The sequence below is a fragment of the Caulobacter sp. P1_B12_2 genome (assembly GCF_056406675.1).
In genome coordinates this window covers 1-21,427 of the sequence record NZ_JBFTZS010000021.1, presented here as the reverse complement: position 1 = coordinate 21,427, position 21,427 = coordinate 1, and the positions used below count along the sequence as shown (strand labels likewise).

Annotated in this window: 22 protein-coding genes; 14 read left to right on the top strand and 8 right to left on the bottom strand. The window is 68.4% G+C overall.

All coding sequences use genetic code 11. The features are described from left to right. On the bottom strand, nucleotides 1-3,084 hold a 3,084-nt coding region (locus tag AC1DZ6_RS02595; protein WP_477095631.1), incomplete at its 3' end, for a beta strand repeat-containing protein. A 137-nt stretch (nucleotides 3,085-3,221) separates the two neighbouring features. Beyond that, complete coding sequence (locus AC1DZ6_RS02590; protein ID WP_477095630.1) at nucleotides 3,222-3,563, bottom strand: PRC-barrel domain-containing protein; 342 nt, start codon at nucleotides 3,561-3,563, stop codon at nucleotides 3,222-3,224. 197 nt (nucleotides 3,564-3,760) lie between these two features. On the opposite strand from AC1DZ6_RS02590, the gene AC1DZ6_RS02585 reads away from it, so the two are divergent. The 3 genes from AC1DZ6_RS02585 (at nucleotide 3,761) to AC1DZ6_RS02575 (ending at nucleotide 7,225) form a co-directional block, all read left to right on the top strand. After that, entirely contained in the window at nucleotides 3,761-5,056 is a 1,296-nt protein-coding gene (locus AC1DZ6_RS02585; RefSeq protein WP_477095629.1) for an MFS transporter, read from the top strand. 4 nt (nucleotides 5,057-5,060) lie between these two features. After that, a complete protein-coding gene (locus AC1DZ6_RS02580) occupies nucleotides 5,061-6,701 on the top strand; it encodes a glycoside hydrolase family 43 protein (RefSeq protein WP_477095628.1) in 1,641 nt (546 codons plus the stop codon). 119 nt (nucleotides 6,702-6,820) lie between these two features. After that, nucleotides 6,821-7,225, top strand: coding sequence for a (deoxy)nucleoside triphosphate pyrophosphohydrolase (locus AC1DZ6_RS02575; RefSeq protein WP_477095627.1), 405 nt, complete (start codon nucleotides 6,821-6,823; stop codon nucleotides 7,223-7,225). Nucleotides 7,226-7,421: 196 nt separating this feature from the next. On the opposite strand, the gene AC1DZ6_RS02570 is transcribed toward AC1DZ6_RS02575, so the two are convergent. Continuing rightward, nucleotides 7,422-8,336 carry a methyltransferase domain-containing protein gene (locus tag AC1DZ6_RS02570; protein ID WP_477095626.1) on the bottom strand — a complete coding sequence of 305 codons (915 nt, stop codon included), beginning with the start codon at nucleotides 8,334-8,336 and terminating at the stop codon, nucleotides 7,422-7,424. Nucleotides 8,337-8,421: 85 nt separating this feature from the next. Between AC1DZ6_RS02570 and AC1DZ6_RS02565 the strand changes: the two genes are divergently transcribed. From AC1DZ6_RS02565 to AC1DZ6_RS02550, 4 genes are read left to right on the top strand one after another with little or no spacing between them, the layout of a single operon-like run. Further along, nucleotides 8,422-9,126 (top strand): zinc finger domain-containing protein, encoded by a 705-nt coding sequence (locus AC1DZ6_RS02565; protein WP_477095625.1) that lies wholly within the window; start codon nucleotides 8,422-8,424, stop codon nucleotides 9,124-9,126. Nucleotides 9,127-9,158: 32 nt separating this feature from the next. Beyond that, a complete protein-coding gene (gene grxC / locus AC1DZ6_RS02560; RefSeq protein WP_477095624.1) occupies nucleotides 9,159-9,413 on the top strand; it encodes a glutaredoxin 3 in 255 nt (84 codons plus the stop codon). After that, nucleotides 9,410-10,246 carry a carbon-nitrogen hydrolase family protein gene (locus tag AC1DZ6_RS02555; protein WP_477095623.1) on the top strand — a complete coding sequence of 279 codons (837 nt, stop codon included), beginning with the start codon at nucleotides 9,410-9,412 and terminating at the stop codon, nucleotides 10,244-10,246. Before grxC ends, AC1DZ6_RS02555 begins: the two co-directional genes overlap by 4 nt. Before the next feature lie 15 nt (nucleotides 10,247-10,261). Beyond that, entirely contained in the window at nucleotides 10,262-10,696 is a 435-nt protein-coding gene (locus AC1DZ6_RS02550; RefSeq protein WP_477095622.1) for a DUF1178 family protein, read from the top strand. Nucleotides 10,697-10,759: 63 nt separating this feature from the next. Here the strand turns inward: AC1DZ6_RS02550 and AC1DZ6_RS02545 are convergent, their stop codons facing one another. From AC1DZ6_RS02545 to AC1DZ6_RS02525, 5 genes are all read right to left on the bottom strand, one after another. Continuing rightward, complete coding sequence (locus tag AC1DZ6_RS02545) at nucleotides 10,760-11,074, bottom strand: glycine zipper 2TM domain-containing protein (protein ID WP_477095621.1); 315 nt, start codon at nucleotides 11,072-11,074, stop codon at nucleotides 10,760-10,762. A gap of 137 nt (nucleotides 11,075-11,211) precedes the next feature. Beyond that, entirely contained in the window at nucleotides 11,212-12,249 is a 1,038-nt protein-coding gene (locus AC1DZ6_RS02540) for a glycine zipper 2TM domain-containing protein (RefSeq protein WP_477095620.1), read from the bottom strand. A 146-nt stretch (nucleotides 12,250-12,395) separates the two neighbouring features. After that, a complete protein-coding gene (gene ubiG / locus AC1DZ6_RS02535) occupies nucleotides 12,396-13,154 on the bottom strand; it encodes a bifunctional 2-polyprenyl-6-hydroxyphenol methylase/3-demethylubiquinol 3-O-methyltransferase UbiG (protein WP_477095619.1) in 759 nt (252 codons plus the stop codon). 2 nt (nucleotides 13,155-13,156) lie between these two features. Continuing rightward, nucleotides 13,157-13,543: a type II toxin-antitoxin system VapC family toxin gene (locus tag AC1DZ6_RS02530; protein WP_477095618.1), complete on the bottom strand. Its 387-nt coding sequence runs from the start codon at nucleotides 13,541-13,543 to the stop codon at nucleotides 13,157-13,159. Then, nucleotides 13,533-14,066 carry an AbrB/MazE/SpoVT family DNA-binding domain-containing protein gene (locus tag AC1DZ6_RS02525; RefSeq protein WP_477095617.1) on the bottom strand — a complete coding sequence of 178 codons (534 nt, stop codon included), beginning with the start codon at nucleotides 14,064-14,066 and terminating at the stop codon, nucleotides 13,533-13,535. The genes AC1DZ6_RS02530 and AC1DZ6_RS02525 overlap by 11 nt, the downstream gene beginning before the upstream one ends. Nucleotides 14,067-14,259: 193 nt before the next feature. On the opposite strand from AC1DZ6_RS02525, the gene AC1DZ6_RS02520 reads away from it, so the two are divergent. The 7 genes from AC1DZ6_RS02520 to AC1DZ6_RS02490 all read left to right on the top strand — a co-directional run. Continuing rightward, nucleotides 14,260-15,507: an aspartate kinase gene (locus AC1DZ6_RS02520; RefSeq protein ID WP_477095616.1), complete on the top strand. Its 1,248-nt coding sequence runs from the start codon at nucleotides 14,260-14,262 to the stop codon at nucleotides 15,505-15,507. Between the two features lie 87 nt (nucleotides 15,508-15,594). Continuing rightward, complete coding sequence (locus tag AC1DZ6_RS02515) at nucleotides 15,595-16,056, top strand: hypothetical protein (RefSeq protein WP_477095615.1); 462 nt, start codon at nucleotides 15,595-15,597, stop codon at nucleotides 16,054-16,056. Nucleotides 16,057-16,152: 96 nt separating this feature from the next. Then, complete coding sequence (locus AC1DZ6_RS02510) at nucleotides 16,153-16,806, top strand: glutathione S-transferase family protein (protein ID WP_477095614.1); 654 nt, start codon at nucleotides 16,153-16,155, stop codon at nucleotides 16,804-16,806. A 188-nt stretch (nucleotides 16,807-16,994) separates the two neighbouring features. Further along, a complete protein-coding gene (locus tag AC1DZ6_RS02505; protein ID WP_477095613.1) occupies nucleotides 16,995-17,939 on the top strand; it encodes a DMT family transporter in 945 nt (314 codons plus the stop codon). Between the two features lie 132 nt (nucleotides 17,940-18,071). Next, the gene (locus AC1DZ6_RS02500; RefSeq protein ID WP_477095612.1) at nucleotides 18,072-18,533 is read left to right on the top strand and encodes a glycine zipper 2TM domain-containing protein; all 462 of its coding nucleotides are present in this window, start codon (nucleotides 18,072-18,074) and stop codon (nucleotides 18,531-18,533) included. A gap of 242 nt (nucleotides 18,534-18,775) precedes the next feature. Next, a complete protein-coding gene (gene ptsP / locus AC1DZ6_RS02495) occupies nucleotides 18,776-21,040 on the top strand; it encodes a phosphoenolpyruvate--protein phosphotransferase (RefSeq protein WP_477095611.1) in 2,265 nt (754 codons plus the stop codon). 168 nt (nucleotides 21,041-21,208) lie between these two features. After that, nucleotides 21,209-21,427 (top strand): helix-turn-helix domain-containing protein (locus tag AC1DZ6_RS02490; RefSeq protein ID WP_477095632.1); only part of this gene is annotated, 219 nt, incomplete at its 3' end.

Below are 21,427 nucleotides of genomic sequence, written 5' to 3'. Positions count from 1 at the left end.
GTCGAGCGTCAGGGTGTCGAGGCCGTAGCCGCCGTCGACCGTGCCGGTGACCGACGATCCGACCCGCTGGATGAACGTGTCGTTGCCGTCGCCCAGGCTGACATTGCCGATGATCGAGCCGTAGTTGTCGATCTTGCCGTCGCCGTAGCCCTGGGCGATGTCGCCCGTGATCGTGCCGCGGTTCTCGATCTTGTCGGAGCCCGTGCCCAGATCGATCCGCCCGGTGATCGCGCCGGCGTTGCTGATGTTCTCGTCACCGTAGCCGGTGCGGATGGCGTAGCCGGTGGTGCTGGAGATCACGCCGGCGGCGGCGTTGGTCAGGGTCAGGCTGGCGTAGTCGGCCTGGATGGCGTTGTCGCCCGTGCTGCTGATGAGACCGCTGTTCTCGACCGTCATGGGCGAGTTGGAGAAGGTGTACAGGCCGATCGCCTGGCCCTGGGTCTGGATGGTGCCGGTGTTCTTGACGCCGCTGACGTTAAACACGCCGGTCGAGCGGCCGCCGCCGTCGACCTGCTTCAGGACGCCGGTGTTGGTGAACAGCTTGAAGGTGTCGGTGACGCCGACCGCGTTGCTCAGCAGGATCGAGCCCGAGTTGATCACCTCGCCCGAACCTCGGATGGCCGTCGACGACGGGCCGGGGCCATAGCCTTTGACCGTCAGGACGCCGGCGTTCTCGAAGGTCGATTTATCGGCCAGGACAACGCCTTCGGCTGAGTAACCGGCGGAGGTGATCGTTACCGCGCCTCGGCTGATCACCGAGAGCACGCCGTCGGCGGGGCCGTAGCCGCCCTGCTCGGCCGAGGCCGCCGATGGGCCGTAGAAGCTTAGCGCGTAGCCGCTGGTGGTTGAGATGTCCGCCGTCAGGTCGAGTTTGCCCTGGCCCGTTATCGACAGGGTGTTGGCCAGGGGGCTGCTGATTGTCAGCGAGACCTTGGCGTCGTTCGAGAAGTCGAGCGCGAAGGCTTCAAAGCTGGTCGGCAGCGCCAGGGTCCGGGTGGTGTTCTCGTTCAAGCGCAGAAGCAGGGTGTCCACGCCCGATCCGCCACCGGCGTCGACCGTGCCGGTGACGCCGGTGAAGCGGCCGTCCTGGAAGCGAGCCAGATCGGTCACCACGGTGTCCCAGCCGATCCCGAAGGTCAGCGAGCCGTTCAGCGTGCCGCCTTTGTCGGAATAGGCGCCGTTGGAGTACTGATCGGCGTAGTCCTGCATGCTCTTGAGATAGACGTCGCCGTTCAGCGTTCCGGCGTTGATGACGCTGTTACGCCCGCCGCCATAGGTCCTGAACGCCACCGAGCGGGCGCCGGTGATGACGCCGCCGGCGCGGTTGTCGATGACGCCGTACGTGCGGGGGTCTACGCCGACGCCGTTCGGGGCGCTGATCGTGCCCGTGTTGACGATCCTGTCATTGGTCGTGATGGCGACGGTCGCGCCCTGGATCGTGCCGCTATTGTTGATCGAGCCGCCGAGCGTGCTGACGCCCACGCCCTGGAGGGACCGGATCACGCCGCTGTTGTTCAGCGGTCCCTGCTGAACGTTCGCCGCCGTGCCGTCGGCCACGATCGAACCCGTGTTCACCAGGCCGGTCCCGCCAAAGCTGAAGAGGGCCGAAAGGCCGCCGCCACCCACGGCGGTGATCGTGCCGCTGTTGAGAATCTTGTCGGTCATCCACAGATTGACCGCATAGCCGGCGGCGGTCGGATCCGACCCGGAGACGGGAGCGAACGTCGAGGTAATGTCGCCGTTGTTGGTGAAATCCAGGCCGCCGGGCGAGGGGAGGGCGAAGGAGCCGAACGCGGTTCCCGCGACGCTCACCTGACCATTGGTGACCAGGCCGCCGTCGCCGCCGATCAGCAGTCCGTAGTGCGCGGCGCCGTTGAGGGTGATGATCGCGTTTTGCGTCAAGCCGATCTGGAGTTTCTGGAAGTTGGTCGGCAGGGACGACCACATGTCGTCCAGCACCGCGCTCTGGTTCATCGTGAACCGCAGGCTGTTGACGCCGCCGCCGCCGTCGATGCGTCCGGAGATTTCGGCGAGCTTGCCGGTCGCGGCGTTGAACGTGCCGATCAGGGTGTCGTCGCCGGCGCCCAGCAGGACGTCGCCGGTGATGACGCCGCCCAGGGTGTCGATGCTGCTGGCGGCCGCGCCGCTGGACGTGCTGATCACCGAGCCGGTGATGGTCCYGCGGTTGGTCAGGGTGATCGAGCCGGCCGAGCGGATGGCGATCGGCCCGCCGCTGGCGATCGTTGAGCCGGCGCTGTTGCTGACGGTCAGGTTCCCCAGCGCGTCGATCGCCAGGCCCGACCCGCTGTTCAGGATCCGGTCCTCGTTGGTGACCATCATCGCGGCCGAGGACCCGAAGTCCAGCGTGGCGCTGGCGCCGTTCGAGGCCATCAGGCCGTCGTTGTAGACCGAATAGGGGTTGATGAAGGTGTAGGGCGCGGCGAAGGCGTAGGCGCTGTCGGTTCCGCCGTCGATCACGCCGTAGTTGACGATATAGCCGGCGACGGCCCGGATGCCGCCGATCGAGCCGGTGGCCTGGTTGACGATCGAGGTGAAGCCCTCGGCTCGCATGTCGGACGACAGGATGGCCGGCCCGCCGGTCGCGCTGATCGTGCCGCTGTTGACGAGCGTGGCGGTGATCTTCGACGACCCGTCGATGCCGTCCTTGTTGTTGTCGAGCCAGATGCCCTTCGCGCCGTCGATCACGCCGTTCGCGCCGACCGTGATGTTGAGGAGCATCGGATTGGGCCAGGACGGGCCGTCCGGATAGAAGCCGTTCGTCACACGGACGCCGGCCGCCGTGGCGCCGCCGGCCAGGCGGCCGTTGACGGTCAGATCGATGGGCTCGGCTACGAAGACCGGCGCGATGTTCGTGGCCGTGAACGCCGCGAGGTCGCCGACATCGGCGTTGATCGTCGCGCCGGCGGCCACCACGACGGTCGCGCGGTAGGGGACGGTGATCCCGCCGGTGATGATCCCGGTGCAGGTGGTGGTGGTGGAGTAGGCCGGCGGATTGGATGTGCAGGCCGCCTGGGCCGTTCCCGCTATGCCCGCGGCCAGCGCCGCCAGGCTGCAACCCAACATACGCGCACGCTTGCGACGCGCCGAAACCGACGATGAAATCACTGAAAACGCCCCCAGGGTACTCTACCTAGGGAGGGCTTTTAGCTTCACCTTATCGTAGTGTCGAACGAGTTTTGCTTGATGACGTTGAGTAAGCCTCAGGCTGACTCGAAGAACTTCTCCACCTGGGCGGACCAGCCGTAAGTCGCACTGTTGAGTTGGTCGCGGTCGTAGGCGGGAACCTCCTTGAAGCGGTCCTTCGTCACGTCGGCGGCATAGGCTTCGTCCTTCTCGTCCCAGGTCAGCAGGCGCCAGGGGAGGGGACGGAACTTGCCGCCGGCGGCGAACAGGCCCGCCGGTTCCACGGCCACGTAGCGGACGATGCCGGCGTCGCGATCGATGAACACCTCGCGGATCACGCCCAGCTTGTGGCCGCCGGCGTCGTTGATTTTCAGGCCGATCAGGGCGGCGCTCTTCACCAGGCGGTCTTCGAGGCTCATCGGGTTCTCCTTGGGTTTGTCCCCGAAACAAACGCAACCACGGCGCGGATCGATCCCGCAAGCCGGTCCAACGGGTTGTATGACCAATTAGTCGTAGGGTCTGGCCATCGCCTTGCGGACCCGGAGGGGCCAGTCTATGCCTGTTACCGCTACCGTCACCGGCGCGACCGAGAGACAGACGGAGACGGGAGAAACGCATGAGCGGCAAGATCCGGGCGCTACGCTGGTGGATGATCGGCCTGGTGATGCTGGGCGCGGTGCTCAACTACCTGACCCGCAGCACCCTGGGCGTCGCGGCCCCGACCGTGCTGGCCGACCTGCACATCGGCCCCCAGGAATATTCCTGGATCACCGGGGCCTTCCAGCTGGGGGTCATGCTCCAGCCCCTGTGCGGCTATGTGCTGGACTCCATCGGGCTGAAGCTGGGCTTCGCCCTGTTCGCCACCGCCTGGTCGCTGATCACCATGGCCCACGGCCTGGCCGGCAATTGGCAGATGCTGCTGGGCATGCGCGGCGCTCTGGGGGTGGCCGAGGGCTGCGCCCAGCCGGCCGGCATGAAGGCGGTGTCGACCTGGTTCCCGGCCAGGGAGCGGGGCTTCGCCGGCGGGTTCTTCAACATCGGCGCCTCCATGGGGGCCGTGCTCGCGCCGCCGCTGGTGGCCTGGTCGATCCTGCTCTGGAACTGGCGGGCGGCCTTCCTGGTGGCCGGCGCCCTGGGCCTGGTGTGGGTCGTGCTCTGGCTGCTGGCCTACCAGTCTCCCGACAAGCACAAGGCGCTGTCGGACGCCGAGCGCGACCTGATCGCCTCGGGCCAGGAGACCCACCTGGAGGACGCCGGGACCAAGCCCTCGATGCTCAGCCTGCTGAAGCGCCGCAACTTCTGGGGCATCGCCCTGCCCAGGTTCCTGGCCGACCCCACCTGGGGCACGCTGTCGTTCTGGGTCCCATTGTACCTGACCACGGTCCGCCATTTCGACCTGGCCCAGATCGCCATGTTCGCCTGGCTGCCGTTCGTGGCCGCCGACATCGGCTGCCTGTTCGGCCCGGCCGTGGTGCTGTTCCTGCAGAAGCGCGGCGTCAGCCTGATCAACGCCCGGCGCGGGGCCTTCACCCTGGGCGCGGTGCTGATGACCGGCATGATGTTCGTCGGCCGGGTCGAGAGCCCCTATGTGGCCATCGCCCTGCTGTGTCTGGGCGGCTTCGCTCACCAGACGCTGTCGGTGACGGTGATCACCATGTCGTCGGACCTGTTTCGCAAGGGCGAGGTGGCGACCGTGGCGGGCATGGCCGGGTTCTTCGGCAATCTGGGGGTGCTGATCTTCTCGCTGCTGATCGGCGGCCTTGTGGCGCGGGTCGGCTATGATCCGTTCTTCGTCGCCCTGGGCGTGCTGGATCTGGCCGGCGCCGTCCTGCTGTGGACCCTGGTCCGCGACCCCGCCAACACGTCCGGCCGGCCGTCCGCCGCCAAGCCCGTCACCGTTCCCGCCCTGTAGAGCCATGCCGCAAGACACGATCTCCAATCCGATTCTGCGGGGCTTCAACCCCGACCCGTCGATCCTTCGCGTCGGCGACGATTACTACGTGGCCACCTCGACCTTCGAGTGGTTCCCGGGCGTGCAGATCCACCACTCGCGCGACCTGGTGAACTGGCGGCTGCTGACCCGGCCCCTGACCCGGGCGAGCCAGCTGAACATGCTGGGCGCGTCGGACGGCTGCGGGGTCTGGGCCCCGTGCCTGACCCACGCCGACGGCAAGTTCTGGCTGATCTACACCGACGTGAAGCGCTATGGCCGCACCACGGTGGGCGGCGCGTCGGGCGCCAGCTTGCGCGACTTCCACAACTATCTGGTCACCGCCGACAGCATCGAGGGGCCGTGGTCGGACCCCGTGTTCCTCAACAGCAGCGGCTTCGACCCCTCGCTGTTCCATGACGACGACGGCAGGAAGTGGCTGCTGAACCAGCTGTGGGATCACCGACCGGGCCGCAACCGCTTCGCCGGCATCGTGGCCCAGGAATACGACCCCGCCGCCGAAACCCTGGTGGGGGAGCGCGCCAACATCTTCCCCGGCACGCCGCTGGGCCTGACCGAGGCGCCGCACCTCTACAAGCGGGACGGCTGGTATCACCTGATCACCGCCGAGGGGGGGACGGGCTTCGGCCACGCGGTGACCATGGCCCGCTCGCGCAAGCTGGAAGGCCCCTACGAGCTTCACCCCGACGGCCCGGTGCTGACCGCCCGCGACCGCCCGCATGTGGCGCTTCAGCGGGCCGGTCACGCCGACCTGGTGGAGACGCCCGACGGAACGACCTGGATGGCCTATCTGTGCGGCCGTCCGCTGCCCAATCGCGGCCGCTGCGTGCTGGGGCGCGAGACCGCGATCCAGCCGATGGTCTGGGGCGACGACGGCTGGCTGCGCACCCGCGACGGGTCCGGCGATCCGGAGCTGAGCCCGCCGTCGCCGGGCCTGCCGCCCGCGGCGTGGCCCGCCGCCCCGGCTTGGGACGACTTCGACGGCCCCGACCTGCCGATCGACTTCCAGTGGCTGCGCTCGCCGTTCCCGGACGACCTGTTCAGCCTGACGGCCCGTCCTGGCTGGCTGCGCCTGCACGGCCGCGAGACGATCGGCAGCCAGTACCGCCAGGCCCTGGTCGCCCGCCGCCAGCAGGCCATGTGCTACAGCGCCCGCACGGTGCTGGATTTTTCGCCCCGGCACTTCCAGCAGGCGGCGGGGCTGGTCTGCTACTACGGGGCCAGCAAGTTCCACTACCTGTTCGTGTCGCGCGACGACGAGCACGGCCGCCACATCCAGGCGATGTCGGCCGTGCCCGACAGCCCCCAGGCCGACGCCTTCACCACGCCGATCCCGCTGCCTGACGACGGCCTGGTCCACCTGCGGGTCGAGGTCGATTTCGAGCGCCTGCGCTTCGCCTTCAGCCTGGACGGCGAGCGGTGGACCTGGCTGCCCCAGGTGTTCGACGCCTCGATCCTCTCGGACGAAGCTACCGCCCCCGGCGCCCCCAACTTCACCGGCGCCTTCGTCGGCATGGCCTGCCAGGACCTGTCGGGCGCGGCGCTGCCGGCCGATTTCGACGGGTTCGGGTATGTCGAGCGAGAGTATCAGGCGGCGGTGGGGTGAATGGCTTTCCCTTTCGCGCCTCCTGAACCGCCGTCATCCCGGGCACAAGGCCCGGGATGACGGTTGAAAGGGGAGAGATCCCAGTTGCCAACTGGCGCAGCGCATCCGACTAACGCCCCATGACCAAGCCCATCGTTCTCGTCGCCGCCGCCGCCCTGATCGATGTCGACGGCCGCGTGCTGATCTGCCAGCGCCCCCAGGGCAAGTCGCTGGCCGGGCTGTGGGAGTTTCCCGGCGGCAAGGTCGAGCCCGGCGAGACACCAGAACAGTGCCTGATCCGCGAACTGCACGAAGAGCTGGGCATCAAGGTCGCCCAGGCCTGCCTGGCCCCCTTCGTCTTCGCCTCGCACACCTACGAGACCTTCCACCTGCTCATGCCGCTGTACCTGCTGCGGCGCTGGGACGGGCTGGTCACGGCCAAGGAGCACGCGGCGCTGAAATGGGTGAAGCCGGACCAACTGGCCGACTACCCGATGCCCCCCGCCGACCTGCCGCTGGTCGCCTGGCTGCGGGATCTGCTCTGAGGGGCGTCGACGCCCAACTCCCTTCTTTAACCGTCATTCCCGCCCTTGTGGCGGGAACCCCTTTGTCCGCCGCAGGTGCGGATGGGTGGCGCGCCAGCGCGCCAAGGCGTCTCACCGTCAGCTGAACCAGGGGTTCCCGCCACAAGGGCGGGAATGACGGATCAAACGGAACGGTCCAAGTGCGGGACGACCAGCCCTAACCCCCCGCCTTGTCCCCCGCCGGCTGCTCCACGACCCCCAGCGCATCCGCCAGCCGCATCTTGGCCGAGCCTGGGCGCAGCGGCTTTTGCTGGCGTTCGTGCGGGGCCCAGCCGGTGACCGTGATGATCTCGAAGGTCGCGGGCACGCGGCCGTCGGCCTCGGCGAAGCGGTCCTGGTAGATCTCCATCGCCCGCAGCAGCACCTTGCGGCCCAGCGGCTTGCGCGAGCGGTCCAGCAGCACGCTGGTCTCGCCCATGGTCCGCAGGTCCTTCAGCAGGGCGATCGGGTGGGCGTAGCGCACCTTGACCCGGTCCTTGTCGGCGACCGGCAAAGCAAAACCGGCGCGTTGCAGCAGGCCCGCGGCGTCGACCGTGTCGGCGAACGGCGAGACGCGCGGGAAGGCGCCGCCGGTGACCTCGTCCTCGGCGGCCAGCAGGGCCTGACGCAGCTCGGTCAGGGTAGCCCCGCCGAACAGGGCGCCGACGAACAGGCCGTCGGGCTTCAGGGCGCGGCGGATCTGGATCAGGGCCCCGACCAGGTCATTGGTCCAGTGCAGGGCCAGCGTCGAGACGGCCAGGTCGATCGTGGCGTCGCCGAACGGCAGGCGCTCCTCGTCGGCGACGATCCGCACGCCGCCCCGGCCCTTCAGCATCCCTTGGGACAGGTCGGTCTCGATCAGCAGGCCGATCTTGGCGCGGGCGTCGCTGCCCTGCAGGGCCTGCGAGAAAGCGCCGTTTCGGCTTCCCAGATCGACGGCCACCGGAAACTCCCGCAGGATCGCCTCCAGGCGCAGCACGGCGTCTTCGGCGGCGCGGGCCTTCAGGAAGCCGGCGGCGTCGAAGCCGGGGGCGGCGCGGTCGAGGCGGGCGCGCAGCAGGGCGCGGTCGAAGAGAAGGGGGGCGGTGGTCATGTCCGCGCAAGATGGGACTTCTCGCGCCGCATGGAAACCTTTTGCGAAACCGCCGCCTCGCGTCACGGCGTTCGCGCAAGGGCTATTGGACCTGATCCTGCCGCCGCGCGCCTTCGACGGGGGGGCGGCCCTGACCTCGGGCCTGTCGGTCGGCGCCTGGAGCCGGATCACCTTCCTGGACGGTCCGGTCTGCGACGGCTGCGGCGCGCCGTTCGCCTATGATGCCGGCGAGATCCGTTGCGCGCTGTGCCAGGCTCGCCCTCGCGCCTTCGCCCGGGCCAGGGCGGCCTGCCTGTACGACGAGCACTCGCGCGACCTGATCCTCAAGCTCAAGCATGCCGACCGCACCGACCTGTCGGGCCTGTTCGCCCGCTGGCTTTCACGAAGTGCGGCCGACCTGCTGGACGAGGCCGAGGCGTTGGTTCCCGTGCCGATGCACGGCTCGCGCCTGCTGAAGCGCCGCTACAACCAGGCCGCCGAAATCGCCCGGCCGTTGTGCGCCATGGCGGGACGGGCCTATCTGCCGGACACCCTGGTCCGTCGGCGCGACACCGACAGCCAGGGCGGCAAGTCGGCCGACGGCCGTCGCCGCAACGTCGCCGCCGCCTTCGCCGTGCCCGAGCGGGGCCGCCATCGGGTCGTCGGCCGCAAGGTGCTGCTGATCGACGACGTCCTGACCACGGGGGCGACGGCGGAGGGCTGCGCCCGGGCATTATTGGCCGCCGGAGCGACCCAGGTGACACTCGCCGTCGTCGCGCGCGTTACAGAAATGCAAGCGCGTCCTATATGAGGACCGGAAACGACTTCTGTTACGGATTCCCCATGGCCAAGGTCACGATCTACACCCGCCCGTTCTGCGGCTACTGCGCCCGGGCCCTGAAGCTGCTGAACGACAAGGACGCCGACTTCACCGAGGTCGAGGCCGGCATGGATCCGGCGCTGCGCAAGGAGATGATGGACCGTTCGGGCCGCGCCACCTTCCCGCAGATCTTCGTCGGCGAGCAGCACATCGGCGGCTGCGACGACATGATGGCGCTGGAGCGCGAAGGCAAGCTGGACGCGCTGCTGGCCGCATGACGACACCCCAAGCGCCCTTGCGCGTCGGCCTGATCCAGACCCGCACGCCCGCCACCCACGCGGCGGCGCTGGCCCATGTCGCGCCGATGGTCCGCGAGGCGGCGGGCCAGGGCGCCCGGTTCATCCTGACGCCCGAATGCACCAACGTGCTGCAGAAGGACCGCGCCAAGCTGCTGCCGACCCTGGTCTCGCTGGAGGACGACCTGGTGGTGCGCGGCCTGCGCGACCTGGCCCGTGAGCTCTGCGTCTGGATCGACGTCGGCTCGGCCCTGGTGCGGCGCGAGGACGGCAAGGCGGCCAACCGGCAGGCGGTGATCGACCCGACCGGCGCGATCGTGGCCACCTACGACAAGCTGCACATGTTCGACGTCGACCTGCCGACCGGCGAGACGGCCCGGGAATCGGCGACCTACGAGCCGGGCGAGCGGGCGACCGTGGTCGAGACCCCGCTCGGCGCCTTTGGCCTGACCATCTGCTACGACATGCGCTTTCCGGCCCTTCACCGGGCCCTGGCGCTGGGCGGGGCGCAAATCCTGACCGTTCCGGCCGCCTTCACTCGGCCCACCGGTGAGGCGCACTGGGACATCCTGCTGCGGGCCCGGGCCATCGAGACCGGTTCGTTCGTGATCGCGGCGGCTCAGGGCGGCTTCCACGAGGACGGCCGCGGCACCTGGGGCCGCTCGATCGTCGTCGGGCCGTGGGGCGAGGTGATCGGAAAACTTGACCATGACGAGCCGGGCGTGTTGATCGCCGACCTCGACCTCGCGGCCGTCGACAAGGCCCGCGCGGCGATCCCGGCCCTGAAGAACGCGCGTGCCTTCACGGGTCCCTGACCCCATATAGGCTGCATGATCAAGTACGCGCTCGCCTGCGACCACGACCACGCCTTCGAAGGCTGGTTCGGCTCGTCGTCCGACTATGACGACCAGGCCGCGCGCGGGCTGCTGGACTGCCCGGTCTGCGGCTCCAAGGGCGTGCGCAAGCAGATCATGTCGCCCGCCGTGGCCGGGACCAAGGCCCAGAAGGCCGCTCCCGCGCCCAGCGCCCAGATGCGCGAGATGATGATGACCGCCATGGGCGAGGTCCGTCGCCAGGTCGAGGAGAACTTCGACTATGTCGGCGACAGCTTCGCCAAGGAGGCCCGCGACATTCACGAGGGCAAATCCGAGGAGCGCGGCATCTACGGCGAGGCGTCGGCCCAGGAGGTCAAGGCCCTGGTCGAAGACGGGGTCAAGATCGCGCCCCTGCCGCCGGCCCCGCCGAAGAAGACGGAAGTGAACTAGGGGCGGGACACGAAAAAGGGGGCGGTTTCCCGCCCCCTCGCCCGTTCTGCCTGGAGCAGCCGCTTAGTAGCGACGGTACTCGTAATGGCAGTTGTTCTTCTTGGAGTTCTTCTTGGCGATCTGGTTGCCGGCGACCGCGCCGAGCACGCCGCCCAGAACCGCGCCTTCGGTCTTGGCGCCATTGCCGGCGACCACGGCCCCGAGGGTGCCGCCGCTGACGGCGCCGATCACGGTGCCCTTGTTGCGAGCGCTCTTGGTGCTCTTGCAGACCCAGACCTTGTGGGTGCGGGTCTGGGCTTCGGCCGCGGTGACGGCCAGCGAGGAAGTCGTGAAGCCCAGGGCGACGACGACGGCGAGGGTCTTGAGATGGGCGCGCATGGCGAGCTCCGTTCCTTGTTGTGGGTCCTTGAGCGCAATGAACGCCCAAGCTCAAATTGGGTTCGATCAGTGTCGGCTTTCCGACCTGAACCGGGGATGAAGCGGCTCCGAACCCGCCGTTCATCCCCATTCATCAGCTAGCCCTGGACGCGATAGCGGCCGGCGCTGTCGGGGCAGACGCGCACATAGCGGGTCTCGACATTGCCGTTGTAGTCGGTATCGGCCGGGGCCAGGCGGCAGCGCTTGGAATAGTTGCTGTAGGCGGTGCTGGAGCTGGCGCGATAGCGGCTGCTTTCGCGATAGGCCACGGTGTCGTCATACGACCAGTACTGGCCGCTGGCGTCGCAACGGCCCTTGGCCGAGGCGTTGCCGATGCTGGCGCCGACGCCGGCCCCCACCAGGGCGCCCAGCACAGTGCCCTCGGGCTTGGCGTTGCGGGCGGCCAGGTTCGAGCCGGCCACGGCCCCGACCAGGGCCCCGATCACGCCGCCGGCGGTGGCGTTCTTCTTGGCGTCGACGCGGCAGGGCTCGTTGTACGAGACGTTGTCGCCGTAGCTGCCGGCATAGGGCGCGCCGTAGCGGGTGGCGTTGTCGGGATAGCGGCGGTCATACGACCCCGAACCGTAGCGGCGGTCGTAGTCGCTGCGGGCCCGCTCATAATCGGCGCGGTCGCGATCGTACTGGGCGCGCTGGCTCAGATAGTCGCTGCTGCTGGAGGTGTAGACCTCGCCGCTGACGCCGAAGCGCCGGGCCTGGTCGGGATAGCGGCGGTCGTAGGCGCCGTAGCCGTTGCGACGGTCGTAGTCGCTGCGGCTGTCCTCATAGACCTGACGGTCGTGGTTGAATGCGGTCTGCTCGCGATAATAGTCCGAGCTGTTTTGATAGCCGGGGCTGTCGTATCGCGTGGCGTATTGCGGATAGCGACGGTCGTAGGCGCCCGAGCCGTAGCGACGGTCGTAGTCGCTGCGGGCCCGTTCGTACTTGGCGCGTTCGGCCTGATAGGCCTTTTGCTGGTCGCGATAGTCGGCCGAGCGTTCGTCATAGGCGGCGCGCTGGTCGCCGTAGGCTTGCAGGCGCTGCTGGTAGGCGGCGTCCGCCGACTGAGCCAGCACAGGCGCGGCGGTGCTCAAGGCGACGGCCGAAGCCATCAGCCACACAGTGGTCTTGGAAGTCATGATTGCTCTCCGTTCCGACGAACGGATCGACGTCTGGCCCCCGAAAACGAGCCGCCAATCCTTGGTAGGGTGTCCCTGCCAATAGAAGGCGCGACAGCGGCACAGGTTCCGTCAGGCCGCAGACCGCCCGATCCGGTCTTCCGAGCCTAATCCTTGGTGACGGTCATCATGTAGTTGATGTCGACGTCGGCCGAACGGCTCCAGCGGCCCGTCAGCGGGTTGTAGGCCACGCCGAACGGGCCGTGGATCTGGACGGGCTCGCCGGCCAGGAAGGCGCGCAGTTCGTCGGGCTTGAGGAACTGCTTCCAGTCGTGGGTGCCGGGCGGCACCCAGCGCAACACGTATTCGGCGCCGATCTTGGCCAGGGCCAGGGCCTTCAGCGTGCGGTTCAGGGTGGCGACGATCAGCAGGCCGCCGGGCTTGAGCAGTTTGGCGCAGGTGCGCAGGAACTCGCCCGGATCGGCGACGTGCTCGATGACCTCCATGGTCAGCACCACGTCGAACGGCCCCGCGCCCTCGGCCAGCAGCTGCTCGGCGGTGGCGGGGCGGTAGCCGATCTCCAACCCCTGTTCCGAGGCGTGAGCAGCGGCGGTCTTGATGTTGTTCTCCGAGGCGTCGACCGCGGTCACGGTGAAGCCCAGCCGCGCCATCGGCTCGCTCAGCAGCCCGCCGCCGCAGCCGATGTCCAGCAAGGACAGGCCCTCGAACGGGGTGCGTCCATTGCCGTCGCGGTCGAACCGCTCAAGCGCCTGTTCGCGGATGAAGCCCAGCCGGCAGGGATTGAACACATGCAGCGGCGCGAACTTGCCGCGCGGATCCCACCACTCCGCCGCGATGGCCGAGAACCGCGCCACGTCGGCGGGGTCGATGCTCCAGGAGGGGGTGTCGGACTCGGGCTGGGTCATGGTCAGCGTATGAGCACGACTTCGACCGGAAGGTCCAGATCGGCCCAAGCACGGTCGGCGGTGAGGACGGGCAGCTTTTCGCGTATCGCCAAGGCCAGACAGGCGCGATCGCCCAGGGACAAGCCCTTGTGGCGGGTGGCGGCGCGGAGGAGGCCAGCCTGGATGGCGAGGCCGCGATCGAAGTCGATGACGGGCAGGGCCAACTGGTCGAGCTGGCCTTGTGCGCCAAGCGGGTGGCCGCCTCTATCGATCAGGCAGGTGATGATCTCCGTCATGTTGACGGAGCAGATCGAGGCGTATGGGACTCTTGGCAAGACGAGCTCCTGGCCGCTTTCCTCGAAGAGGATCGCCAGGATCGCCGAGGAGTCGATGACGATCCTAGTCGTCACCGCGCCGTCCTTCCGCCCGGGCCSGCGCCTCCAGATCGTCCAGCGCCGCCTCGCGGCGACGTTCCTCGATCAATTCGTCGGAAGCCAGCTTGTCGGAAGGCGGGAGAGTCCGCACCCAGGCCTGGATCCTGCGGATGCCTTCCATTGTGCTGATCATCGTGAAGGTTTCCGGGCCGAGCTCGGCGATGATCACGCCGTTAGGGCTGGCGCCGAGCGCCTCTAAGACTTCCGGCGGCAAGGTCACCAAGCCGTTGCGCGCCTCCAGTCGGTACGTCTTGGGTTCATCGTGGACGAAGGCCCCGACATCACCCTCGGCCATGCCGGGCGCAGACTGAGCCTCGACCGCTTTCGCCTTCCCCGGTTCCTCCAGCACGTTCCGCACATGCTGGTACCGCTTGCCCAGCATCCGGGCGATCTCGGCGCGGGGATAGCCGGCGGCGGCCAGGGCGCGGATCTTGGCCGCGACGGTGGTCTTGCCCTCCAGCAAGCGAGCGAGATCGGGCGATAGGGGCGCGCTCATCATGGCGACCTCATTGGTTAGATAGTCAGTTAGATAGGTTGTATGCTCGGCGTCAACATCGGCCCGCGACGAAAAAGACACCCGCGCGACATTGCCGTTGCGCCCCCGCGCCGCTAGAAGACCGCGGCTTGCGTGAGCGGCGGGGTTCGTCCGCTCCCGGCGCAAGAATTGACCTTAGGTTTTTACGGGGTAGGGCGTGTCACGTCTGGTGATGAAGTTCGGCGGCACCTCGGTGGCCGACCTGGAGCGCATCCGCCGGGTGGCGCGCCTGGTCGCCGCTGAAGTGGCGACCGGCAAGCAGGTCGCGGTGGTGGTCTCGGCCATGTCGGGGAAGACCAACGAGCTGGTGGCCTGGACCGACGGCTGCGGCCGCGCGGCCCAGGGTCTGCCGGAGTCGGACGACGAGTACGATGCGATCGTCGCTTCGGGCGAGCAGGTGACCGCCGGCCTGCTGGCCATGACCCTGCGCAACATGGGCCTGGACGCCCGCTCGTTCCTGGGCTGGCAGGTGCCGATCCTGACCGACGAYGCCCACGGCCGCGCCCGCATCGAAGACATCCCGCCGGCCAATCTGGAAGCCTGTTTCGCGGCCGGCCAGATCGCCGTGATCGCCGGCTTCCAGGGCGTCACCAGCGACCAGCGCATCACCACCCTGGGCCGGGGCGGCTCGGACACCAGCGCCGTGGCCATCGCAGCCGCGGTGAAGGGCGACTGCGACATCTATACCGACGTCGACGGCGTCTACACGACCGACCCCCGGATCGAGAGCAAGGCCCGCAAGCTGGCCAAGATCTCGTACGAGGAAATGCTGGAAATGGCCTCGCTGGGGGCCAAGGTGCTGCAGACCCGTTCGGTCGAGATGGCCATGGCCCATCGCGTCCCGGTGCGGGTGCTGTCGAGTTTCGTCGAACCCGGGGAAGCTCCCGGCCAAGGTACGATCGTCTGCGACGAGGAAGAAATCATGGAAAAGCGCATCGTCTCGGGCGTCGCCTATAGCCGCGACGAGGCCAAGATCACCCTGCTGGGCCTGCCCGACCATCCGGGCGTGTCGTCGCAGATCTTCGGCCGGCTGGCCGACGCTAATGTGAACGTCGACATGATCGTGCAGTCGCGCGCCCGCAGCGCCGACACCGCCAACATGGAGTTCACGGTCGGCAAGCGCGACGCCGTCCGCGCCGTCGAGATCGTCCGCGCCGCCCAGAAGGAGATCGGCTTCGAGGACGTGGCCGTCAACGAGGACGTGGCCAAGGTGTCGGTGATCGGCGTGGGCATGCGTTCGCACGCCGGCGTCGCCCAGTCGATGTTCCAGGCCCTGGCCGAGAAGAACATCAACATCCAGGTCATCTCGACCTCGGAGATCAAGATCAGCGTGCTGATCGACGCGGCCTACACCGAACTGGCCGTGCGCGCGCTGCACGCGGCCTACGGGCTGGACCAGCTCTAGCGCTGTTGGCGCAGGCGACGTTTCGCCGTTAGCGAAACGTCGCGTTCTGACGGTATGAAGGGCTCCGAATCCCTTCCAGGAGCCTCCATGTCGGTCTTCCACTTCGATCCCGAGAAGAAGTCCGTCACCTTCCAGGGCGATGCGGGGCTGGACCTGCTGTACGACCTGCTGCTGCGGGCCAAGTTCGGCGACGGCTACGAGAAGCCCCTGCTGGTCAGCCCCTGGCTGGCGGCCCTGCTCAAGCAGTTGGACGTGTTCCTGCCCGACGACGGCCAATGGTTCCCCGAGCAGCCCGGCCGGCCGATCTTCGACGAGGACGACCTGCTGGCCATGGGCGACGCGGTGATCGAGGAAGGTCACACCGTCGGTTGGTGGACCATGAACGAGCCCGAGAAGCGCGCCTATCTGCGCGAAGTGATCGCCGCTCCCCATCCCCTGACCGACGCCGAGGTCGAGTTCATCGAGCGCGACATCGACGGCGCGGTCGAGCAGGCCAAGCAGTTGGTGGAAGCGATCAGCGAGCCCCTGGCCCTGCCGGGACACGGCTGACCGCTCCCTAAATTTCGCACCCCCTGTCGAAATCGCGCCTCCTGGCGCGACTTCTCCTCGAAGGCCCCGCGCGGGTCCGCAACGAGGAGAATGACGATGATCACGATCAGTGCTTTCCGCTGGGTTCCGCCTTTCGCCCAGGGCATCGTACGCGACCTTCGGGTGCGTTGGGCGCTCGAGGAGGCGGGAATTCCGTATCGGACGCACCTGCTGGAGCAGGGCGAGCAGGGGACGCCCAGCTATCGCGAGATGCAGCCGTTCGGCCAGGTGCCCTACCTGCAGGACGGCGATTTCGTGATGTTCGAGAGCGGGGCGATCGTCATGCACATCGCCGACCGCTCGCCCGCCCTGGCGCCGGCCGATCCGCAGGCGCGGCTGAGGATGCACACCTGGCTGATCGCCGCGCTCAATTCGGTGGAGCCGGCCATCCAGAACCTGACCACCATCGACCTGTTCCACGCCGACGAAGCCTGGGCCAAGGCGCGCCGGCCCGGCGCCGAGGCCTTTGCGATCGCGCGGCTGGAGGCCGTGGCCGCCTGGCTGGACGGCCGCGAATACCTGTCCGACGAGCGCTTCACGGCGGCCGACCTGATGATGACCACCGTGCTGCGCTTCCCGCGCCAGACCGACCTGGTGACCAGCAATCCGGTGCTGGACGCCTATGTCCGCCGCTGCGAGGCGCGCCCCGCCTTCCAACGGGCGCTGGCGGCCCAGATGGCCACGTTCGAGACGCAGGCGGCGGTGGCGTAATCTTCGCGCTTGTCATCCCGGACAAGCGCGAAGCGCCCCGATCCGGGACCGACGCCTGAGCTCAGCGCTTCGGGTCGGTCCCGGATCTTCGCTTCGCTACGTCCGGGATGACGGTCGTTTGGGACGTTCCGCCAACCTCAGCAAGCTTTCGCCATGCCTCCCGCGCCCGGCTCTGCTAATTCCCAGGCATGAGCCAACAGCAGCGCCTCCTGATCGGACTTCTCTGCGGCCTCGTCGCGGGGGCGTTCTGGGGCGGGGTGTTTCTGGCCCCCAAGCTGCTGGCCGACTTCACGCCGCTGCAGATGACCGCCGGGCGCTATCTCTGCTACGGCCTGGCCTCGGCGGCCCTGCTGGCGCCCACCGCGCGCAAGGTGCTGGGGCGGCTGACCCTGGCCGACTGGCGCGACCTGGCGGGCCTGAGCCTGCTGGGCAACATCGTCTACTATGTGTGCCTGGCCGTCTCGGTGCAGATCGCCGGCGTCGCCCCGGCCTCGCTGATCATCGGCCTGCTGCCGGTCACCATCACGCTGGTGGGCGCCAAGCCAGGGGAGGGCGTGGCCTTGCGCCGCCTGGCCGCGCCGCTGCTGCTGGTCGCGGCGGGCGTGGTCTGCATCAATGTCGCCGCCTTSCAGACGGCCGGCGGGGTCGGCGTCGGACGTCTGATCCTTGGCCTGCTGGCTGCGGCCGGGGCGCTGGCGGTGTGGACCGTCTACGCGGTCTGGAATGCCCGACGCCTGACCGCCACCCCGCGCTTCAACAGCCACGAATGGTCGCTGCTGACCGGCGTGGTCACGGGCCTGCTGTCGCTGCTGCTGGTGATCCCCGCCTTCCTGGGCGCCGCGCCGCATGTTCCGGACGCCTGGATGCTGTTCTGGGGCGTCAGCCTGGCCGTGGCCCTGGGCGCCTCGGTGATCGGCAACGGCCTGTGGAACGCCGCCAGCCGCCTGCTGCCGCTCAGCCTGTCGGGCCAACTGATCGTCTTCGAGACCCTGTTCGCCCTGCTGTACGGCTTCCTGCACGAGGCCCGCTGGCCGCTGCCGCTGGAAGTCGCCGCGATCGTCCTGATGCTGGCCGGCGTGCTGTGGTCGGTCCACCTGCATCGGCCCAACGCCGAGGCCCATCCGGCGGAGTAGGGAACCGCTCCCTAAACATGACTGTAAGCTGAACATCGCCGTTCAGATCGGGTTCAAAGGCCAAGGCCCATAAAGGTCCCAACAGCGCCGCACCGGACTTCTTCCGGCCTGACGCTCTCAAGGAGCAACGCCATGAAGACCTTTGGTAAGTTCACGAAGATCGCCGTCGCCGCCGCTGTGACCGGCGCCCTGGTCCTGCCCGCCTCGGCCGCCTTCGCCGGCGACAAGAGCAACAAGACCGAGCGCGCCGTCATCGGCGCCCTGATCGGCGGCCTCGCCGGCGCGGCCCTGTCCAAGGGCGACACCGGCGGCATCGCCATCGGCGCCGTCGCCGGCGCCGCCCTGGGCGCCTCGACCGGCAACAACGACCGCGACCATCGCTATTCGAGCAACTACCGCGACCCCCGTTACGGCTACGGCTCGAGCTACAACAACGGCTACAGCCAGTCGGGCTACGGCCAGTCGTACAGCAACGGCTACGGCCAGTCGCAGAACACCGGTTACGGCCGCGACCGTCGCGGCGACCGCTACAACACCGGCTACCGTCAGGACGGCGGCCAATATGGGAACGGCTACTACGGCCAACGCCGCTAACCGCCACCCCGCCTGAACGATCCGGCGCCGTCCCCTTCGGGGGCGGCGCCTTTTTCGTGCGCGAACCACGATTTGACCGCGAGCGAACGCTGTGCCTCGCGCGAAATCTGCTATAGCCCGCCTGAGGGCGATGCGGCTTCTTAACCTTCGACGCGTTCTGTCGGGAGCGGCCGTATCGGACCAAAGGCCTGAGGGCGGCCAGTATGGCCAACCGGTCAAGGGTGGGGAGTGCGCGCGCAAACATGGCGGCGTCCGGGATCGCTGTTCGGGGACCACGAAGCCTGCTTCGGCAGATTCGCGAGGCCATGGCCGGCGGCGGCCCCGCCCAGACCAAGCTCGACATGGTGGTGCGCACCATCGCCATCTCGATGGTCGCCGAGGTTTGCTCGATCTATCTGCGCCGGGCTTCGGGCGACCTGGAGCTGTTCGCCACCGAAGGCCTGTCGCGCGACGCCGTTCACGTCACCCGCATGAAGCCCGGCGAGGGCCTGGTCGGCGAGACCATGCGCATCGGCCGGCCGCTGAACCTGTCGGACGCCGCCAGCCACCCGGCCTTCTCGTACCGTCCGGAAACCGGCGAAGATCCCTACCACGCCTTCCTGGCCGTGCCGCTGCTGCGCGGCGGGCGGACCATCGGCGTGCTGGTCGTCCAGAACCGCACCGAGCGGGTCTATGACGAGGAAGAGGTCGAGGACCTGCAGATCATCGCCATGGTCCTGGCCGAGATGGTCAGCGCCGGCGAGCTGCTGGGCCTGACCGAACTCAAGGACGTCGAGATCGCGCCACACAAGCCCGAGCGGCTGAAGGGCGCGCGCTTCGCCGAGGGCTTGGCCTACGGCGTAGCCGTTCTGCACGAGCAGCCGGTGGCCCCCGAACAGCTGCTGTCCGACGACGCCCTGGCCGAGGAGGCCCGCCTCAAGTGGGCGGTCGAGGCCTTGCAGACCCAGATCGACGAGATGCTGGAAGGCCAGCACGGCCTGGTCGGGGCCTCGTACGAGGTGCTCGAGACCTATCGGATGTTCGCCCACGACCGGGGCTGGAACCGGTCGCTGCAGGAGGCCGTGCGCTCGGGCCTGACGGCGGAAGCCGCGGTCGAGCGCGTGCGCTCCGAGCACCGCGCCCGCCTGGGCCAGGCCCGCGACCCCTATCTGCGCGAACGCCTGCACGACCTGGAAGACCTCAACGACCGGCTGCTGCGCCACCTGTCGGGCGACGTCCACGCCGTGCGCGTGCTGCCCGAGGACGCGATCCTGATCGCCCGGAACCTGGGCCCCGCCGACCTGCTGGAATACGACCGCACCAAGCTCAAGGGCATCCTGCTGGAGGAAGGCTCGGCCGCCAGCCACGCCGGCATCGTCGCCCGGGCGCTGGACATCCCATGCGTCGGCCGCCTGGCCGGCCTGCGCGACCGGGTCAGCGAGGGCGACCCGGTGGTGGTCGACGCCGAGACCGCCGAGGCCTGGCTGCGGCCGCGTCCCGACGTGGTCAAGGCGCTGAAGGCCCGGATGGAGGTTCGCGCCCAGCGCAAGGCCGAGTTCGCCCGGATCCGCGACACGCCGGCCATCACCAAGGACGGCGACAAGGTCACCCTGCTGATGAACGCCGGCCTGGCCGTCGACCTGGACATCCTGGGCGAGACCGGGGCCGAGGGCATCGGCCTGTTCCGCACCGAATTCCAGTTCATGGTCGCCGAGGAGATGCCGCGCCTCGAGGCCCAGACCAGCCTCTACGAAAAGGTGCTGGAAGCCGCCAACGGCATGCCGGTGACCTTCCGCACCCTGGATCTCGGCGGCGACAAGCTGCTGCCGTACATGGAGCTGGAGCGCGAGGACAATCCGGCCCTGGGCTGGCGCGCCATCCGCATGGGCCTGGACCGGCCGGCCCTGCTGCGCATGCAGATCCGCGCCCTGATCAAGGCCGCGCGGGGCCGCGAGCTGCGCATCATGTTCCCGCTGGTGGCCAATGTGGACGAGTTCCGCGCCGCCCGCGCCTTCGTCGACCAGGAAGTGGCCTGGGCCCTGAAGCGCGGCCGGCCCGAGCCGGCCCGTCTGGACGTCGGGGCGATGATCGAGGCGCCCTCGCTGCTGTGGCATCTCGACGCGCTGTTGCCGATGACCGACTTCGTTTCGGTCGGCACCAACGACCTGATGCAGTACTTGTTCGCCGCCGACCGGGGCAATCCAAGGGTTTCGGATCGCTACGATCCGCTGTCTCCGGCCGCCCTGCGCGCGCTCAAGACCATCCAGCAGGCCTGCGCCGACACCGGCACGCCGGTCTCGGTCTGCGGCGAGATGGCGGGACGTCCGCTGGAAGCTTTCGCCTTGCTGGCCTTGGGTTTCGACCGTCTGTCGATGCCGCCGGCCGGCATCGGTCCGGTCAAGCAGATGGTGCTGTCCTGCGATCGCGAGGCCGCCCGGCGCAATGTCGAAGCCCTGCTCAAGACCTCCGCCGGATCGCTCCGTGGCGAGATCGAAACCTTGGCCCGCAAGCTCTACGTCGCCGTCTAGACACCCGTCTAGACATGGGCTCGGTTAACCAAGCGTCGCCTTATAGTGTATTGAATCCGGCGACTTACTTTGATATCGACCATAAAGTATTAACAAATCCCGGCTAGGACGGGTGGGGCAAAGTCGTCGAGCTCTCGCGCGACGCGAATTTGGGGTCTCATGGCAGCCATGCCGCTGGATACGGGCAGGGTCTCGCACTTGCATCTGGTCGCCGACGGCGAGCGCGAAGACGCGCCCCTGGCCGAGCACCAGCCTTCGATCGATTACGGCGTCGACATCGGTTCGGCCCTGCGCGCCGCCCGTGAATTCCGCGGCCTGAACCTGCAGGACGTCGCCGACGCCACCCGCATCCGCCAGAGCTATATCGAGGCCCTGGAAGACCTGCGC

Bases quoted from the DNA above. Each gene is read 5' to 3' on its own strand.
- AC1DZ6_RS02540 (WP_477095620.1), bottom strand. From the start codon at position 12,249: ATGACTTCCAAGACCACTGTGTGGCTGATGGCTTCGGCCGTCGCCTTG.
- AC1DZ6_RS02585 (WP_477095629.1), top strand. From the start codon at position 3,761: ATGAGCGGCAAGATCCGGGCGCTACGCTGGTGGATGATCGGCCTGGTG.
- AC1DZ6_RS02510 (WP_477095614.1), top strand. From the start codon at position 16,153: ATGATCACGATCAGTGCTTTCCGCTGGGTTCCGCCTTTCGCCCAGGGC.
- AC1DZ6_RS02555 (WP_477095623.1), top strand. From the start codon at position 9,410: ATGACGACACCCCAAGCGCCCTTGCGCGTCGGCCTGATCCAGACCCGC.
- grxC (WP_477095624.1), top strand. From the start codon at position 9,159: ATGGCCAAGGTCACGATCTACACCCGCCCGTTCTGCGGCTACTGCGCC.
- AC1DZ6_RS02590 (WP_477095630.1), bottom strand. From the start codon at position 3,563: ATGAGCCTCGAAGACCGCCTGGTGAAGAGCGCCGCCCTGATCGGCCTG.
- AC1DZ6_RS02500 (WP_477095612.1), top strand. From the start codon at position 18,072: ATGAAGACCTTTGGTAAGTTCACGAAGATCGCCGTCGCCGCCGCTGTG.
- ubiG (WP_477095619.1), bottom strand. From the start codon at position 13,154: ATGACCCAGCCCGAGTCCGACACCCCCTCCTGGAGCATCGACCCCGCC.
- AC1DZ6_RS02545 (WP_477095621.1), bottom strand. From the start codon at position 11,074: ATGCGCGCCCATCTCAAGACCCTCGCCGTCGTCGTCGCCCTGGGCTTC.
- AC1DZ6_RS02580 (WP_477095628.1), top strand. From the start codon at position 5,061: ATGCCGCAAGACACGATCTCCAATCCGATTCTGCGGGGCTTCAACCCC.
- AC1DZ6_RS02570 (WP_477095626.1), bottom strand. From the start codon at position 8,336: ATGACCACCGCCCCCCTTCTCTTCGACCGCGCCCTGCTGCGCGCCCGC.
- AC1DZ6_RS02550 (WP_477095622.1), top strand. From the start codon at position 10,262: ATGATCAAGTACGCGCTCGCCTGCGACCACGACCACGCCTTCGAAGGC.
- ptsP (WP_477095611.1), top strand. From the start codon at position 18,776: ATGGCGGCGTCCGGGATCGCTGTTCGGGGACCACGAAGCCTGCTTCGG.
- AC1DZ6_RS02515 (WP_477095615.1), top strand. From the start codon at position 15,595: ATGTCGGTCTTCCACTTCGATCCCGAGAAGAAGTCCGTCACCTTCCAG.
- AC1DZ6_RS02575 (WP_477095627.1), top strand. From the start codon at position 6,821: ATGACCAAGCCCATCGTTCTCGTCGCCGCCGCCGCCCTGATCGATGTC.